Origin of the sequence: Streptomyces rubiginosohelvolus, assembly GCF_014649875.1 — a bacterium.
GTDB lineage: Bacteria > Actinomycetota > Actinomycetes > Streptomycetales > Streptomycetaceae > Streptomyces > Streptomyces rubiginosohelvolus.
In genome coordinates this window covers 16,448-32,936 of record NZ_BMTW01000027.1, presented here as the reverse complement: position 1 = coordinate 32,936, position 16,489 = coordinate 16,448, and the positions used below count along the sequence as shown (strand labels likewise).

The following is a 16,489-nucleotide window of genomic DNA, read 5'->3' as shown; positions in this document are numbered from 1 at the left end:
GTGGGAGAGTAGGACGCCGCCGAACAATCTTTGTGGGAAAGCCCCGTGCCCTTGTGGCACGGGGCTTTTCTGCGTTCTGAACGTCTAGGGTCGGACCATGCGCTATGAACTGGTCATCTTCGACAACGACGGTGTGCTCGTCGACAGCGAGCCGCTCGCCAACACCGTCCTCTCCGGCTACCTGACCGAGCTCGGTCACCCCACCTCGTACGAGGAATCGCTCCGCGACTACATGGGGTCCGCCGTGCACCGCGTTCACGACCTCGTCGAGGAGAGGACCGGGCAGAAGCTGCCCGATGACTTCGACTCCACGCTCAGCTCCCGTACGTTCGCCGCTTTCCAGCAGGAGCTGGTGGCCGTCGAGGGGGCCGAGGAACTGCTCGGGAAACTCGTCGCGGACGGGGTGGACTACTGCGTCGCCTCCTCCGGGAGCCATGAACGGATCCGGGTCGGGCACCGCAAGACGGGGATCGACCAGTGGTTCGAGGAAGAGTGGATCTTCAGCTCCGAGGATGTCGGGCGGGGCAAGCCGGCGCCGGACCTGTTCCTGTACGCCGCCGAGCGCATGGGCGTCGCGCCCGAGCGGTGCGTCGTCATCGAGGACAGCCCGCTCGGGGTCGAAGCGGCGCGGGCGGCCGGGATGGACGTGTACGGGTTCACCTCGATGGTGCCCGCCGACCGGCTCGTCGGAGTGACCGGGCACTTCTCGGACATGGCCCAGCTGCCCCAACTGCTCGCCTGAAGCCCCTCCTCCGGACATCGCCCGTCCGGAAACTGCTCGGCTGATCCATCTACCCATGGGTAGAGCCTGGCTCTACGCTCGCGGCCATGACTGATGCGGGCTTGCGGCACGGCAGGGCCTCCCTGGGGCTGAGCTTCGGTGTTCAAGGCGTGGCTTTCGCTCTTCTGGTGACGCGTATCCCCGCCATCCAGGACCAGTACGGGATATCCGACGGGCTGCTGCCCGTCTTCCTCGCCGCTGTCCCGATCCTGGCGGGGGCCGGCAGCGTGGCCACCGAGAAGGTGGTCGCGCGGGTGCGGCCGAGCGTCGTCCTGCGGTGGGCCCAGCCCCTCGTCCTCCTCGCTCTGCTCGGGGTGGGCGCCGGGCGGGAGATGTGGCACGTCGCCGTCGCCCTCGGGGTGTTCGGGCTGGCCGTCGGGGCGCTCGACGCCTCCATGAACATGCTGGGCGTCAGCCTTCAACGCGCCTACGGGCGCAGCATCATGACCGGCTTTCACGCCGCCTACAGCCTCGGCGGGATCGCGGGGGCCTCCCTGGCCTGGGCCGGGGCGCGGTGGGAGCTGTCGTTGCTCGCGTCGTACCTGCCCGTCGTGGCTGTGCTGCTGCCCGTCGCGCTGACCGGGAGCCGGTGGTACACGGAAGGGAAGGGCGCGGAGGGGAAGCGCCCGGACGGCACGGAGGCCGGTGCCGGAGCCGGTGCGGGCGGGGCGCTCTCGTTCAAGCTGCTGCTGCCGCTCTGCCTGATCATGACCTTCGCGTACATCGGGGACTCGACCGTCTCCAACTGGAGTGCCAAGTACCTCCAGGACGTGCTGGGCAGTTCGGAGCAGCTCGCGACCGTCCCGTACAACCTCTACATGGTGACGACCCTGTTGGGGCGGGCCGTGGGGGACCTCGGGGTGCGGCGGTTCGGGGCGGTCGCCGTGGTGCGGGGCGGGAGTCTGCTGGCGGCCGGCGGGTTCGCGGTCGTGGCGGTGGCGCCCGGGGCCTGGGTGGGGATGCTCGGGTTCACGATGCTGGGGTTCGGGCTCTGCGTGATCGTGCCGCAGACCTTCGCCGCCGCCGGGCGGATGTTCCCGGGGAACAGCGACGCTGCCGTGGCCCGGTTGAATATCTTCAACTATGTGGGGTTCTTGGTCGGTTCGCCGCTCGTGGGGGCTCTGGGGGATGCGTGGAGTTACCGCGGGGCCATGCTCGTACCGATGGTTCTGGTGCTGGCGACGCTGGTGTATGCCCGCGCGTTCGGGCCGGAGACCGCCCGATACGGTGGCGGGCATGAGCGGCCGCGCACAGCTGATGTGGGATGACGCAGTTACGGGATACGACTTCGGGGACACCCACCCCATGGACCCCGTCCGGCTGGCCCTGACGATGGGGCTGGTGCGGGCGTTCGGGCTCGATACGGCGGTGGATCTGCGGTCGGCGAGGCCCCTGGGGGACTCCAGCCTGAGACTCGTCCACCGGCAGGACTATGTCGCGGCGGTGCGGGCCGCCTCCGCGAATCCGCGGGCCGCCGACCAGAACTACGGGCTCGGGACCGTGGACGATCCGGCGTTCACCGGGATGCACGAGGCGTCCGCGCTGATCGCGGGGCTCTCCGTCGGGGCCGCCGAGGCCGTGTGGCGGGGCGAGACCGAGCACGCGGTGAACTTCACCGGGGGGCTGCATCACGCCATGCCCGGTTCGGCCGCCGGGTTCTGCGTCTACAACGACCCGGCCCTCGCCATCGCCCGGCTGCTGGAGCTGGGCGCGGAGCGGGTCGCGTACGTCGATGTGGACGTCCACCACGGGGACGGGGTGCAGGCCGCGTTCTGGGAGGACCCGCGCGTCCTGACGATCTCGCTGCACGAGCACCCGAGGACGCTCTTCCCGCAGACCGGGTGGCCGGAGGAGACCGGGGCCGGGGCCGGCGAGGGCTCCGCGGTGAACGTGGCGCTGCCGGCCGGGACCGGGGACGAGGGGTGGCTGCGGGCGTTCCACGCGGTGGTGCCCGAGCTGCTGGCCGACTTCCGGCCCCAGGTGCTCGTCACCCAGCACGGGGCCGACACGCATTTCGAGGACCCGCTCGCCCACCTCGCGGTGTCGCTGGACGCGCAGCGGGCGGTCATGGAGTCCTGCCACCGGCTGGCCCACGACCATGCCGACGGGCGCTGGGTGGCGCTCGGCGGCGGGGGGTACGCGGTGGTGGACGTGGTGCCCCGGTCGTGGACGCACCTCGTGGGAATCGCGGCGCACGCGCCCGTCGACCCGGAGTCGGTGGTGCCGCCGTCCTGGCGCGATCTCGTCTACGCCCGTACGCGGCAGCTGGGGCCCGGCCGGATGACGGACGGGCGTACGCCGTCGTGGAAGGCGTGGGAGGACGGGTACGACCCGGCGGACCGGCTGGACCAGGCGGTGCTGGCGTCCCGGAAGGCCGCCTTCCCGCTGCGGGGGCTGCTGACCTGAGGTGTCCCGCGGACGCCCGGCCCGTGTGTCCGCGCGGTCCGGGCGGCGCGCGGGGCATTGTGCCGTGCGTTACGCCAACGGTGGGGCGTAACGGGATTCCGGCCCGCACCGGCTCTCCGATACGGCAGCATCCCAGGGGTGTTGAGCACCGGGGCGCTGCGCGCCCATCTGCTGGCGGCCCGGCTGGCCGGGCCCGTGGCCACGTCGCGCGAGACCAGTCTGCGCAGCTACCGGCTGTTCGCCGCCCGGGATCCGCGGGTGATGCTGGGGCTCGCGCCCGAGCGGGCCTGGGGCGAGGGCGAGCTGTTGCGGCTGATGGCGGACCGGTGCGGGGTCTCGGGCGACCCCGCGCACGTGAGCGGCCCCGATGCGATCGATCCGGACCGGACGGTGGCCGCGCTGGACGCGTTCGCCGAGCGGTTGGCGCTGGTGGCCGAGCGGCGGGCTCCGGTGCTGCTGGGCACCGGGCATCCGGACCGGCTGCTCGGTTTCTACGCCGGGCTGGCAGACGCTCTGTCGGCGGCGGGCTGTCCTGTTCTCACCCCCGCGCAGGGGCGATGTGTCGACATAACGACCCGGTTTGGCGTACGTCCGTACCGTCTCGACTACGTACGGGGTGTCGCCCTGGTGCGCGAACCCGGGGGGCGGCCCACCGGGGGCGAGACCGGCGCGCACACGCATTCGCCGCTTCCCGTGCGGCTCGCGCTCCAGGACGCGGCGGAGCGGCTCGGGGTGCTGCCCGAGCTGGTGATCGGGGATCACGGCTGGGTCTGCGGTGCAGGTCAGCTGGGGATCGAGACGATCGGTCCGGCGGACACGGATGATCCGGCGCTGTTCGTGGGGGAGGCGGAGGGGCGGGTGTCCGTGGTCGTTCCGCTCGACGACGGCGTACGGGCCCCGTTCTACCGGCCGTTGACGCGCTATGTGCTCAATCGGGCCTGTCTGTCACAGTAAGCCGTCGATCGCCTCCCCTCTTCCCCACTCGCACCACCCGCCCCTAATCTGGGGAGTGAGCGCACAACGACGAAGAGTCACCGGAGGGGAAGCCGGTGCGCGTCCGGTGCGGAGGGACAGGTGGATCATGGCTGCTGACAACGAGAGGCCTCTCAACGAGGTCAAGTTTCTGACCGTGGCGGAAGTCGCCTCGGTCATGCGAGTGTCGAAGATGACGGTGTACCGCCTGGTGCACAGCGGTCATCTGCCGGCGATCCGGGTGGGCAGGTCCTTCCGGGTGCCGGAGCAAGCGGTTCACGCGTATCTCCGCGAGTCCTTTGTGGGGGTGGAATCAGCCTGAGGTGAGCCTCGGGTTGCCCGCGGATTACGTCCCTCGGACAGTGGCGGGTAGGCTAGGCCGACGTAGGTCGTGTGGGCCCAGACGCCCCGCACCAGTGAAGAAGAAGTGAGCGAGGGTAGTCGTGGGCTCTGTTATCAAGAAGCGGCGCAAGCGGATGGCCAAGAAGAAGCACCGCAAGCTGCTCAAGCGCACGCGCGTTCAGCGTCGCAACAAGAAGTAAGCGAACGCAGTTCGTGAGATCCGCAGCCCCTCCGCCGTTCCGGTGGAGGGGCTGCGGTGCGTTACAGGGAACCGTCCACCCGCTACGGTGACCGCCAGGGAAGTTACCGCGGGAAGCAGGGGAACAGGGAAGCAGGGTTCGGCTTCCCATGCCGACGGAAGGCGCTGGTCTTGGGGAAGGTCGTCCTCGTCACAGGAGTGGCCCGGCAGCTGGGGGGCCGCTTCGTCCGGCACGTCCAGCGCGATCCCGGGGTGGACCGGGTGATCGCGGTCGACGCGGTCGCGCCCCCGCACCAGCTGGGCGACGCGGAGTTCGTCCGCGCCGACATCCGGCAGTCGGCCCTGGCGCGGATCCTGGCCGAGTACGCCGTCGACACGGTGGTCCACCTGGACGTCTCCGGCAAGGCGCTCGGCGCCGGCGGCCGGACGGCGATCAAGGAGACCAACGTCATCGGCACGATGCAGCTGCTCGGCGCCTGCCAGAAGTCGCCGACGGTGCAGCGGCTCGTGGTGAAGTCCAGCACGAGCGTGTACGGGTCGGCGTCCCGCGACCCGGCGGTGTTCACCGAGACCACCCCGCCCAAGTCGCTGCCGAGCGGCGGCTTCGCGAAGGACGCCGTGGAGGTCGAGGGGTACGTACGGGGCTTCGCCCGGCGCCGCCCGGACGTGGCGGTGTGCGTGCTGCGGTTCGCCAACATCCTGGGGCCGCACCCGGACTCGCCGCTCGCCGACTATCTGTCGCTGCCCGTCCTGCCGACCGTCTTCGGCTACGACCCGCGGCTCCAGTTCGTGCACGAGGACGATGTGATCGACGTCCTCGGGATCGCGGCGAGCGAGCCCCGGCGCGGAACGCTGAACAGCGGCACGTTCAACATCGCCGGCGACGGGGTGCTGCTGCTGTCGCAGTGCTCGCGGCGGCTGGGGAAGCCGACCGTTCCCGTGCTGCTGCCCGCCGTCACCTGGGTCGGCTCGGCGCTCCGTACGATCGGCATGACCGACTTCTCGCCGGAACAGATCCGGCTGCTCACCCACGGCCGGGTGGTCTCGACGGTGCAGATGCGCGAGACCCTCGGTTTCCGGCCGGAGTTCACCACGGCGGAGACCTTCGCGGAGTTCGCGCGGAGCCGGGGGCCCGGGCTGCTGCCGCCGGAGACGGTGGGCAGGGCGGTGGACCGGCTGGCGGCGTTGCCGCTGCCGAAGGGCGCCGGACCGCGGGAGCGCGGGGCCGGTGCGGTACAGACGACTCACGGCGCCAGGTAGAGGAGCGCACCGACGATGGCGGATGCCAAGGTCATTCCGTTCGACGACGACCGTTCGCGGTCCGGTGGCGGTGCGCGTCCCGCGCGGCGCAGGACCGGGGCGGGCGGCAGCGGCCGGGGCGACGGCTCCGCCGCTCCGGTGAGCGCCCTGCCGGGGGCGCAGGTCCCCGAGCAGCCCGGCCTCCTGTCCGACGGGTCCCCGGAGACCGGGGAGGCGGACGGTGGGTCCCGGGAGCCCGGTCCGGACGCGGCGGAGGCGGACCGTTCGTCGGCCGGGGGCTGGGAGCGGCGGATCGCGGGCGGGCTCGCGTTCCTGCGGCGGCGGGTCACCGGGGATTACGACGTCGACGAGTTCGGGTACGACCGGGAGCTCACCGACCAGGTCCTGATGTCGGCGCTGCGTCCGCTGGCGGACAAGTACTTCCGGGTCGAGGTGAAGGGCATCGAGAACATCCCGTCGGACGGCGGGGCGCTCATTGTGGCCAACCACTCCGGAACGCTGCCGCTGGACGGGCTGATGCTCCAGGTCGCGGTGCACGACAACCATCCGGCCGAGCGGCATCTGCGGCTGCTCGCCGCCGATCTGGTCTTCCATCTCCCGGTCGTCAACGAGCTGGCGCGCAAGGCCGGTCACACGCTGGCCTGTGCGGAGGACGCGCAGCGGCTGCTGGAGATGGGTGAGATCGTCGGGGTGATGCCGGAGGGGTTCAAGGGCATCGGCAAGCCGTTCGGCGAGCGCTACAAGCTGCAGCGCTTCGGGCGCGGCGGGTTCGTGTCGACGGCGCTGCGGGCGGGTGCGCCGATCGTGCCGTGCTCGATCGTGGGGGCGGAGGAGATCTACCCGATGATCGGCAACGCGAAAACGCTGGCCCGGCTGCTGGGCTTCCCGTACTTCCCGATCACGCCGACGTTCCCGTGGCTGGGGCCGCTGGGTGCGTTGCCGCTGCCGACGAAGTGGACGATCCAGTTCGGTGAGCCGATCCCGACGGACGGCTATCCGCCGGAGGCGGCGGAGGATCCGATGCTGATGTTCAACCTGACGGACCAGGTGCGGGAGCAGATCCAGCACACGCTGTACAAGCTGCTGGTGCAGCGGCGGTCGGTCTTCTTCTGAGCCCGCCCGTCACGGACGAACCAGCAAGGGGCCGGTACGCGGATCGCGTACCGGCCCCTTGTCCTGTTCATCTGTCCTGTCCGTTGCGGATTTACGGCTTGAGGTTCTCGCCGTCGATGCCGAGGCCGGGCAGGAGCCCCGGGAGGAGCGGGGGCAGGGTGACGTCCGGGGCGGCGGGGGTGCTCGGACGGTTCTCGGCGGGCGGCGGGGTGAGCTCGTCCGTGGGGAGCTCGTCCAGCAGGCCGTCGGTGCCGCCGCCGAGCAGGCCGTCGTCCGGGGTGGCGTCGGAGGAGCCCGACGAGCCGGAGGGCTTGGGGTCCGCGCTGCCGTCGGTGCGGTCTCCGGGCTTCTCGGGGGAGGCCGGAGGTGCGGTGGCGTCGGTGCGGGGGGAGCCCTTGCCGGGGGCGGTGGTGTCGGAGCGTCCGGTGTCCTTGTCCTCGCCGGGGGGACGGGGGAGGAGGGACTGGAGCGGGGCGACTTCCTCGTCCATGGCGTCGAAGACGGAGGTGACCTCGTCGCGGACGTCGGTGAGCTGGACGGGCAGCCGGTCGCGGAGGCTGCTCCAGGTGTCGCGGTGCGAGCGGGAGAAGGTGTCCAGGGTCTGGATGGGGCCGATCGCTCCGTCGCGCTGGTAGGCGGAGCGGAGCAGGCGGTGGCCCTCGGAGGCGTCGTGGGACATGCCGTTGAGTGCGCGTCTGACGGCGCCGAGGGATTCGTGGTCCAGGGTGCCGGAGCGGCCGCGCTCCATGAGTCTGCGGGCCTCGCTGAGCCGGGTGGAGGCCTGGTCGAGATAGGCCTCGCCGCGGTCGGCGTCGCCCTTGGCCATGCCGAGGCTGATGTCCTCCATCCCGCGCTTGAGCCCGTACAGCGAATCACCGGGGAGGGCGTCGGAGCTGGCGGCGGCCACTCCGCCGAAGGCTCCCGCGGCGACGCCGACGGTGAGCCCGCCGGCGGTGAGCCCCTTCGCCCAGCGGGAGCGGGGTCGCAGTTTCCGCAGTGGGGAGGCCCGGTGGGCTCCCTTGCCCCGTTGCACGGGCACCGTAGGGCCCGTGGATGCGCCGCCCTCGGCGAACATGGCCTCCATGGCGGCGACGAGCTGGGCTCGCTGCACCACTTTGACCTCGGGGTCCAACTGCGGCTTCGGTAGCTCACCGAGGCCGTTCGCCAGGGCCAACAGCGGTCCGCGGTCGGCCTGGTCGGCCGGCTCAGCGGGCTCTGCGGCCGCCGCACCCTGGGGGGTCTGCTCCTCCAGGGCCTGGGCGAAGGCGTTCGCCCGCCGGTGTGCCGAAACGTTTGCGATCACTGGCGGCACCTCCTCTCGTCATGACGGTCGACTCCCCTGGCGGTCCGGAAGGTTGCCCACCTTGAGCGTTTCCACTCGATGGAGTGAGTGGAGACGGACAGATGGTGACGACAGGGGGCCTGCAACCGGCACAACGACGCGCGCGGCACTTGGGTTACGCGCGAAAGATGATCGGACCAGTGCGTGACGGGACGGTCACGCAGGGGTCGTCGGCAGGGGGTCGGTAGGGGGACGGTAAGGGTCGACAGGGCGTCGTCAGCGGGCGTCGTCCGGCAGGAGCCGGGCGAGCGTCCGCACGGCTCGGTACTGGAGGGTCTTGATCGCGCCCTCGTTCTTGCCCATCACCCGGGCGGTCTCGGCGACCGAGAGCCCTTGGAGGAACCGCAGGGTGACGCACTCCTGCTGCTGGGGGTTGAGTCGCCGGACGGCCTGGAGCAGTGCGGCGTTGGAGAGGGACTCCAGGACGGAGTCCTCGGGGCTGCGCGCCACCTCGTTGGCGTCGAGCATCTCGCCGGTGGTCACTTCCAGTCGGAAACGACTGGATTTGAAGTGGTCGGCGACCAGGTTGCGAGCGATCGTGACCAGCCAGGCGCCGAAGTCGCGGCCCTGCCAGGTGAACGTGGAGATCCGGCGCAGCGCGCGGAGGAAGGTCTCGCTGGTGAGGTCCTCCGCGGTCGCCTTGCCGCCCACGCGGTAGTAGATGTACCGGTACACGGTGTCGCTGTACTGGTCGTACAGGCGGCCGAAGGCGTCCGCCTCACCGGCCTGTGCGCGCTCGACGAGATCCATCATGCGCGCGCTGTCGCTGTCGGCCGTGGGACGGCGGACGGTCGACGTGGTGGCCGACGCGGCGCGGGTGCTGCGTCTTCCGACCGCCGCACTGCGTTCGGCCAGGGCGTAGCAAGGGCCGGCAGGTGCAGGGGTGGCAAATGCGGGGACGGCGTACGCGGTGGGGACGAAGCCGCGCAAGCGGTCAATGACCGATGCACGCAGCGTAGCCAGGCCCGAGGCGTCAACCCCGACGTGTGGGTACACGGGACTCCCAGAGGCAGAGCTTCCATCACGAGCAGTTCGAAAATCGTCACCCGTGGTAGCGAGTGACGGTCTCCGTGATGCGTCTGAGGAGAATAACGCTTCGTGCAGGCAGCGCTACACCCAGTTGTCTAAATCACCGGTTCCGTCGCTTCTCTTATCGCTAAGTGACGCATCAAGTAGCACATGGTGACCGTTTATTGATCGGATTACTTCGCGATCTGCCTATGGGGGCGACGTGTTGTGGCCGTGCGTCGGCGATCCGGCTGGCCGGAGGGGGCGTCGGCGGTCGCGGCGAGACGGCTTTCGATCGGCCGCACGGCTTCGGGCGTGGCTGCGCCCCGTGACCGGACGGGGCGGGCACGGGGCGCGGTGAAGGGGGTGGGTCAGCGGCGGCGGCGGTGCAGGGCGACCGCGGCGGCCGTACCGCCCGCGAGCGCGCCGACCCCGGCGGCGGCCGGGATGCCGACCTTGGCCGCCTTGCGGCCGGTGCGGTAGTCGCGCAGCCGCCAGTCGCGGGCGCGGGCGTGCTTGCGGAGCTTGGTGTCCGGGTTGATCGCGTAGGGGTGGCCGACGAGCGAGAGCATCGGGATGTCGTTGTGCGAGTCGCTGTAGGCGGCGCAGCGGTCCAGGTCGAGGTCCTCGGCGGCGGCCAGGGCCCGGACGGCCTCGGCCTTGGCGGGGCCGTGGAGCGGTTCGCCGACCAGGCGGCCGGTGTAGACGCCGTCGACCGATTCGGCGACGGTGCCGAGCGCGCCGGTCAGGCCGAGGCGGCGGGCGATGATGGTGGCGGTCTCCACGGGCGCGGCGGTGACCAGCCAGACCTTCTGCCCGGCGTCCAGGTGGGCCTGGGCCAGGGCGCGGGTGCCGGGCCAGATGCGGTCGGCCATGTACTCGTCGTAGATCTCCTCGCCGATGGACATCAGCTCGGAGACGCGGTGGCCCTTGACGATGGACAGGGCGCTGTCGCGGGCGTCCTGCATGTGCTCGGGGTCCTCGACGCCGGCCAGCCGGAACCACGCCTGCTGCCAGGCGAACCGGGTGAGTTCGCGGCGTTCGAAGAACTTGCGCTTGTAGAGGCCGCGGCCGAAGTGGAAGATCGCGGCGCCCTGCATGACGGTGTTGTCGAGGTCGAAGAAGGCGGCGGCGCGGACGTCCCCGGCGACGGGGAACACGGGCTCCGCAGGCGCATCTTCGGAGGTTCCGGTCAGGAGGGCGGCGTCGTCGTCGGCGGCCGAGGTCTTGCGCGCGGCCTCGGCGGCGGCCTCGCCTGCCAGGACGCTGCGCGCAGTCGCGGAACGCCTACGGGGGGTGAGCCATCCAAGAGCGGCCATGCGGTGAGCATAGCCAGTCCGTCCGTACCTGCCCGACCTGCCGTGATGCGGTGGCGTGAACGCTTCGGGGCGGAATGGTGAATCGGTCGATTCCGGGCGGTCCGCGGCGGGGGTGCGCGGGCCCGGGATCCGGGCGCGGCGGGCGCAGAATGGAGAGCATGAGTCCTCTGCTGCGACGTACGAAGAAGAAGCCCGCCGAGCGGGTGGTCACGCTGGTCGGGAAGCCGGGCTGCCATCTGTGCGAGGACGCGCGGGCGGTGGTGAGCGCGGTGTGTGAGGAGACCGGTGCGTCGTGGGTGGAGAAGGACATCACCGAGGACGAGGGGCTGTACAAGGAGTACTGGGAGCAGATTCCGGTGGTGCTGATCGATGACGAACAGCACACGTTCTGGCGCGTGGACCCCGCGAGGCTGCGCAAGGCGCTGGGTGCGGACGCGAAACCCGGTTAACATTGCGGGCGTTTTGAGTGGCCTCGGGGGCGTAGTTGTGAGGAGTGTGTACCGCTTTGCCCCCTTCGAGGCTGCAACGGGCCGTTGCGGTCCCTGGTTCCGGGATCGCGCGGGAAATGCGCGTGACCCCGGTCACTTTGACCGGACAAAACGGACACAATCTTTGTGCACGCGTTCACAAAGACATAGCCTGCATTCGACGGGGCGGTCTTGGGACATACGGCCGCCTGCAGCCCCGCTCATCCCGCAGGAGCACCGTGGCAACTGGCCGAACACACCGACCGGCGACCCGTAGCCGAGGAATTCCCGAGGCCACCGTCGCCCGACTTCCGTTGTATCTGCGCGCCCTGACCGCGCTCTCCGAGCGATCGGTCCCCACGGTCTCCTCCGAGGAGCTGGCCACGGCGGCCGGCGTCAACTCGGCGAAGCTGCGCAAGGACTTCAGCTACCTGGGCTCCTACGGCACCCGGGGTGTCGGATACGACGTCGAGTATCTCGTCTACCAGATCTCCCGTGAGCTCGGGCTCACCCAGGACTGGCCGGTCGCGATCGTCGGTATCGGTAACCTCGGCGCGGCCCTCGCCAACTACGGCGGCTTCGCCTCCCGCGGCTTCCGCGTCGCGGCGCTGATCGACGCCGACCCCGCCATGGCCGGTACGCCGGTGGCCGGGATCGCCGTCCAGCACACGGACGACCTCGACCGGATCATCAGCGAGAACGGTGTGTCGATCGGTGTGATCACCACCCCGCCCGGCGCGGCCCAGCAGGTCTGCGACCGGCTCGTCGCCGCCGGTGTGACCTCCATCCTGAACTTCGCGCCGACCGTCCTGTCGGTGCCCGAGGGCGTCGACGTACGCAAGGTCGACCTCTCCATCGAGCTCCAGATCCTCGCGTTCCACGAGCAGCGCAAGGCGGGCGAGGACACCACCGCCGAGGACGAGGGCGCGCCCCCCATGCGCGCCACCCCCACCGGCCGAAAAGGACCCGACGGGGACATGCCCGCCGTGATGCCCGCATGAGCCTCCTCGTCGTCGGACTGAGTCACCGCAGCGCCCCCGTCTCCGTACTGGAGCGGGCGTCCCTCGCTGCCGACACCCAGGCCAAGCTGCTCCAGGACACCCTCGCCGCGGAACCCGCGACCGAGGCCGCCGTGCTGGCCACCTGCAACCGCATCGAGCTGTACGCGGACGTGGACAAGTTCCACGCGGGTGTCGCCGAGCTCTCCACCCTGCTCGCCCAGCACAGCGGCGTCGGCCTGGAGGAGCTCACTCCGTATCTCTATGTGCACTACGAGGACCGGGCCGTCCACCACCTGTTCTCGGTGGCCTGCGGGCTCGACTCGATGGTCGTCGGCGAGGGCCAGATCCTCGGCCAGATCAAGGACGCGCTCGCGCGCGGCCAGGAGCTGCACACCGCCGGACGGCTGCTGAACGACCTCTTCCAGCAGGCCCTGCGGGTCGGCAAGCGCGCCCACAGCGAGACCGGGATCGACCGGGCCGGGCAGTCGCTCGTCACCTTCGGGCTCCAGCAGCTCGCCGCCGGGGCCGACCCCGCCCTGTGGGCCGGGGGCAAGCGCGCCCTGGTCATCGGCGCCGGCTCGATGTCCTCGCTGGCCGCTGCGACCCTCGCCCGGACCGGTGTCGCCGAGATCGTCGTCGCCAACCGGACCCGCGCCCGCGCGGACCGCCTCGTGGAGATCCTCCAGCAGGGCGACGACACCGCGGTGCGCGCCCGCGCCGTCGAGATGTCCGCGGTGGGCGACGAACTGACACGTGCCGACATCGTCGTCTCCTGCACCGGATCCACCGGCCTCGTGCTCACCGCCGACGCCCTCGCCGACGCCCTGGGCGTGAGTCTGGACGCCGCGCCCGAGGCACAGGCGGTCACCGCCGTCGCCCCGGCCCCGGACGACGTCGACCAGCACGCCGCCTGGGTGGAGAACGGTTCCGCCGCCTCCGCCGCGTACGCGGGTCCGGCGACGCCGCGCCGGGTCACCGTGCCCGCGCAGTCCACCGGTCCGGTCCGGCTCGCCCTGCTCGACCTCGCCATGCCGCGCGACATCGACGGCGCCGCCCACCGCATCGCCGGGGTGCGCCTCGTCGACATCGAGTCGCTCGCCGAGGCGTCCGCCGACGCCCCGATGGCCGCCGACGTGGACCGGGTCCGCACGATCGTCTCCGACGAGGTGGCCGCCTTCGGCGCCGCCCAGCGCGCCGCGCACGTCGCCCCGACCGTGGTCGCCCTGCGCACCATGGCCGCCGACGTGGTCGCCGGCGAGATCGCCCGGCTGGACGGCCGCCTCCCCGACCTGGACGAGAAGCAGCGCGCCGAGATCACCCAGACCGTGCGCCGCGTCGTCGACAAGCTCCTGCACGCGCCCACCGTGCGGGTCAAGCAGCTCGCCAGCGAGCCCGGCGGCGCCGGGTACGCGGACGCGCTGCGAGAACTCTTCGACCTCGACCCGCAGACGGTGGCCGCCGTCTCCCGGGCCGACCTGAACGACCCGAATAGAGGGCGGTCATGACCGACAACTCATCGCCGGACGCGCGGGGCGCCGCGCCGCTCCGGCTGGGCACCCGGCGCTCCAAGCTCGCCATGGCCCAGTCCGGGCTCGTCGCCGAGGCGGTCCGCGAGGTGACCGGGCGCGCCGTCGAGCTCGTCGAGATCACCACGTACGGGGACACATCGCGCGAGCACCTGGCGCAGATCGGCGGCACCGGCGTCTTCGTCGCCGCCCTGCGCGAGGCGCTCCTGCGCGGTGAGGTGGACTTCGCCGTCCACTCGCTCAAGGACCTGCCGACCAGCCAGCCCGACGACCTCGTGCTGGCCGCCGTGCCGCAGCGCGAGGACCCGCGCGACGCGCTCGTCGCCCGGGACGGGCTGACCTTCGAGCAGCTGCCCGACGGCGCCCGCATCGGCACCGGTTCGCCGCGCCGCATGGCGCAGCTCAACGCGTACGCCCGTTCCCACGGACTGCGGATCGAGACCGTCCCCATCCGGGGCAACGTCGACACGCGGATCGGGTTCGTGCGGGACGGCAAGCTCGACGCGGTGGTCCTCGCCGCCGCCGGGCTCAGCCGTCTCGGCCGGACCGGTGAGGTGACCGACTTCCTGCCGGTCGACACCGTCCTGCCCGCTCCCGGCCAGGGAGCACTGGCGATCGAGTGCGCTGCGTCCAGCGCCGACCTCGCCGCCGCGCTCGCCGAGCTCGACGACCCGTACACCCGGGTCGCCGTGACCGCCGAGCGCGCCCTGCTCGCCGCCCTGGAGGCCGGCTGCTCCGCACCTGTGGGTGCGCTGGCCGACCTCCTGGCCGACGGACAGGTTGTCAACGAACTGCGCCTGCGCGGAGTCGTCGGTACCACCGACGGTTCCTCGCTCGTACAGCTGTCCACCACCGGTCCCGTCCCCACGTCGCACGACGACGCGGCGGCCCTCGGTCGCGAACTCGCGTCCGAGATGCTCGCCAAGGGTGCGGCCGGTCTTATGGGGGAGCGAGCACTTTGAGCCCCACCGGCCCCGCCGCATCCGACTTTCCGGTCCTGTCCGCCCAAGGCCAGGTCACCTTCCTCGGCGCCGGTCCCGGCGACCCGGGACTGCTGACTCTGCGCGCTGTCGAAGCGCTGGCGAGCGCGGACGTCCTTGTCGCCGAGCCCGATGTGCTCGACGTCGTTCGCAGCCATGCGCGGGAAGGCGTGAGCACGCCTGAGCTGACGCTTGTTGACGTCTCGTCAACAACCGCCGGTGTACCCGTTCTCAGGGATGCGGCCAATCTTGTCATGGAGGCCGCGAAGGGCGGCAGGCGGGTGGTCCGTGCCGTCGCGGGCGATCCGGGTCTGGACGGCGACGCGGGCGCGGAGATGCTCGCCTGCGCCGCCGCCGGGGTGCCCTTCGAGGTGGTCCCGGGCATCGCGAACGCCGTCGGCGTGCCCGCGTACGCCGGGGTGCCGCTCCGCGATGCGCAGGGCGCGGACGTCCGCTTCGTCGACGCCCGTACGGCCTCCGACCGGTGCTGGAGCGAGGTCGGCGCGAGCGACGCCACCGCCGTCGTCTCCACCACGCTGGACGCGGTCGCGGCCGCCGCCGGTGAGCTCGTCTCGGCGGGCCGCAAGCCCGACACCCCGCTCACCGTGACGATCGCGGGCACCACCACCCGCCAGCGCACCTGGACGGCGACCCTCGGGACGATCGCCCAGACCCTCAAGCAGGCCAAGGTGCTCCCCTCGCCCGAGGGTCACCGGCCGGTCATAGCCGTGGTCGGAGAGCGCAGCTCCGCCGCCCAGCGCGACCAGCTCGCGTGGTTCGAGTCCAAGCCGCTGTTCGGCTGGCGGGTGCTCGTCCCACGGACCAAGGAGCAGGCAGCGTCGCTCTCCGACCAGCTGCGTTCCTACGGTGCGGTGCCGCACGAGGTCCCGACGATCGCCGTCGAGCCGCCGCGTACGCCCCAGCAGATGGAGCGCGCGGTCAAGGGCCTGGTCACCGGACGCTACGAGTGGATCGCCTTCACCAGCGTGAACGCCGTCAAGGCGGTCCGGGAGAAGTTCGAGGAGTACGGTCTCGACGCCCGGGCCTTCGCCGGGATCAAGGTCGCCGCCGTCGGCGAGCAGACCGCCGCCGCGCTGATCGACTTCGGAGTGAAGCCGGACCTGGTGCCCTCCGGCGAGCAGTCCGCCGCCGGGCTGCTGGAGGACTGGCCGCCCTACGACCCGGTCTTCGACCCGATCGACCGGGTGTTCCTGCCGCGCGCCGACATCGCCACCGAGACCCTGGTGGCCGGGCTCATCGAGCTGGGCTGGGAGGTCGACGACGTCACCGCGTACCGCACGGTCCGCGCCTCGCCGCCGCCGGCCGACACCCGCGAGGCGATCAAGGGCGGCGGCTTCGACGCGGTCCTGTTCACCTCGTCCTCGACGGTCCGCAACCTGGTCGGCATCGCGGGCAAGCCGCACAACGTGACCGTCATCGCGTGTATCGGCCCGGCCACCGCGAAGACCGCCGAGGAGCACGGTCTGCGCGTGGACGTCCTGTCCCCGGAGCCGTCGGTGCACAAGCTCGCCGAGGCGCTCGCCGCCTTCGGCGCGCAGCGGCGGGACGCGGCGAAGGAGGCCGGCGACCCGGTGACGCGGCCGAGCGAGCGGCGCCCGGGTGCGCGCAGGCGTCGGACGACGACGTAACGGCAGTACGGGGGTGAGTGGGCCCGGTCGCTTCGGCGGCCGGGCCCACTGTCCTTTCCGGGCCGGCGCCCGGGCCTGTTGGGGGGCCTTTCCCGGCGCCGGTGTCGGTAAGACCGTGCTGCGT

16 protein-coding genes are annotated in these 16,489 nt (G+C 71.6%); 13 read left to right on the top strand and 3 right to left on the bottom strand.

All coding sequences use genetic code 11. The features are described 5' to 3' along the window. Window positions 1-97 precede the first annotated feature (97 nt). The 8 genes from IE134_RS33515 to IE134_RS33480 all read left to right on the top strand — a co-directional run bounded on the left by IE134_RS33515 (window position 98) and on the right by IE134_RS33480 (window position 7,073). On the top strand, window positions 98-742 hold the full coding sequence (locus IE134_RS33515; RefSeq protein WP_098016688.1) for an HAD family hydrolase: 645 nt from the start codon (window positions 98-100) through the stop codon (window positions 740-742). Between the two features lie 86 nt (window positions 743-828). Then, on the top strand, window positions 829-2,049 hold the full coding sequence (locus tag IE134_RS33510; protein ID WP_189432747.1) for an MFS transporter: 1,221 nt from the start codon (window positions 829-831) through the stop codon (window positions 2,047-2,049). Continuing rightward, entirely contained in the window at window positions 2,018-3,187 is a 1,170-nt protein-coding gene (locus tag IE134_RS33505; RefSeq protein ID WP_030710935.1) for an acetoin utilization protein AcuC, read from the top strand. The genes IE134_RS33510 and IE134_RS33505 overlap by 32 nt, the downstream gene beginning before the upstream one ends. Before the next feature lie 138 nt (window positions 3,188-3,325). Then, window positions 3,326-4,141: a phosphatase gene (locus tag IE134_RS33500; protein WP_030710933.1), complete on the top strand. Its 816-nt coding sequence runs from the start codon at window positions 3,326-3,328 to the stop codon at window positions 4,139-4,141. Between the two features lie 127 nt (window positions 4,142-4,268). After that, entirely contained in the window at window positions 4,269-4,481 is a 213-nt protein-coding gene (locus tag IE134_RS33495) for a helix-turn-helix domain-containing protein (RefSeq protein WP_029182680.1), read from the top strand. A gap of 121 nt (window positions 4,482-4,602) precedes the next feature. After that, entirely contained in the window at window positions 4,603-4,701 is a 99-nt protein-coding gene (locus tag IE134_RS33490) for a 30S ribosomal protein bS22 (RefSeq protein ID WP_003948845.1), read from the top strand. Between the two features lie 170 nt (window positions 4,702-4,871). Continuing rightward, a complete protein-coding gene (locus tag IE134_RS33485) occupies window positions 4,872-5,960 on the top strand; it encodes an NAD-dependent epimerase/dehydratase family protein (RefSeq protein WP_010064009.1) in 1,089 nt (362 codons plus the stop codon). A gap of 15 nt (window positions 5,961-5,975) precedes the next feature. After that, entirely contained in the window at window positions 5,976-7,073 is a 1,098-nt protein-coding gene (locus IE134_RS33480) for a lysophospholipid acyltransferase family protein (protein ID WP_030710931.1), read from the top strand. A gap of 91 nt (window positions 7,074-7,164) precedes the next feature. On the opposite strand, the gene IE134_RS33475 is transcribed toward IE134_RS33480, so the two are convergent. From IE134_RS33475 to IE134_RS33465, 3 genes are all read right to left on the bottom strand, one after another. After that, window positions 7,165-8,376 (bottom strand): DUF5667 domain-containing protein, encoded by a 1,212-nt coding sequence (locus IE134_RS33475; protein WP_030710929.1) that lies wholly within the window; start codon window positions 8,374-8,376, stop codon window positions 7,165-7,167. Window positions 8,377-8,631: 255 nt separating this feature from the next. Then, window positions 8,632-9,411 carry an ECF subfamily RNA polymerase sigma factor, BldN family gene (locus IE134_RS33470; protein WP_030710927.1) on the bottom strand — a complete coding sequence of 260 codons (780 nt, stop codon included), beginning with the start codon at window positions 9,409-9,411 and terminating at the stop codon, window positions 8,632-8,634. Between the two features lie 383 nt (window positions 9,412-9,794). Next, a complete protein-coding gene (locus IE134_RS33465) occupies window positions 9,795-10,742 on the bottom strand; it encodes an HAD family hydrolase (protein ID WP_030710925.1) in 948 nt (315 codons plus the stop codon). 158 nt (window positions 10,743-10,900) lie between these two features. Between IE134_RS33465 and IE134_RS33460 the strand changes: the two genes are divergently transcribed. From IE134_RS33460 to IE134_RS33440, 5 genes are all read left to right on the top strand, one after another. Beyond that, entirely contained in the window at window positions 10,901-11,191 is a 291-nt protein-coding gene (locus tag IE134_RS33460; protein ID WP_030710922.1) for a glutaredoxin family protein, read from the top strand. Between the two features lie 257 nt (window positions 11,192-11,448). Then, a complete protein-coding gene (locus IE134_RS33455; protein ID WP_030710920.1) occupies window positions 11,449-12,210 on the top strand; it encodes a redox-sensing transcriptional repressor Rex in 762 nt (253 codons plus the stop codon). Continuing rightward, window positions 12,207-13,715, top strand: a complete 1,509-nt coding sequence (locus tag IE134_RS33450) for a glutamyl-tRNA reductase (protein WP_030710918.1) — start codon at window positions 12,207-12,209, stop codon at window positions 13,713-13,715. Before IE134_RS33455 ends, IE134_RS33450 begins: the two co-directional genes overlap by 4 nt. Next, complete coding sequence (hemC, locus tag IE134_RS33445) at window positions 13,712-14,698, top strand: hydroxymethylbilane synthase (RefSeq protein ID WP_010064000.1); 987 nt, start codon at window positions 13,712-13,714, stop codon at window positions 14,696-14,698. Before IE134_RS33450 ends, hemC begins: the two co-directional genes overlap by 4 nt. Next, window positions 14,695-16,365 (top strand): bifunctional uroporphyrinogen-III C-methyltransferase/uroporphyrinogen-III synthase, encoded by a 1,671-nt coding sequence (locus IE134_RS33440; RefSeq protein ID WP_030710916.1) that lies wholly within the window; start codon window positions 14,695-14,697, stop codon window positions 16,363-16,365. Before hemC ends, IE134_RS33440 begins: the two co-directional genes overlap by 4 nt. Window positions 16,366-16,489: the final 124 nt, after the last annotated feature.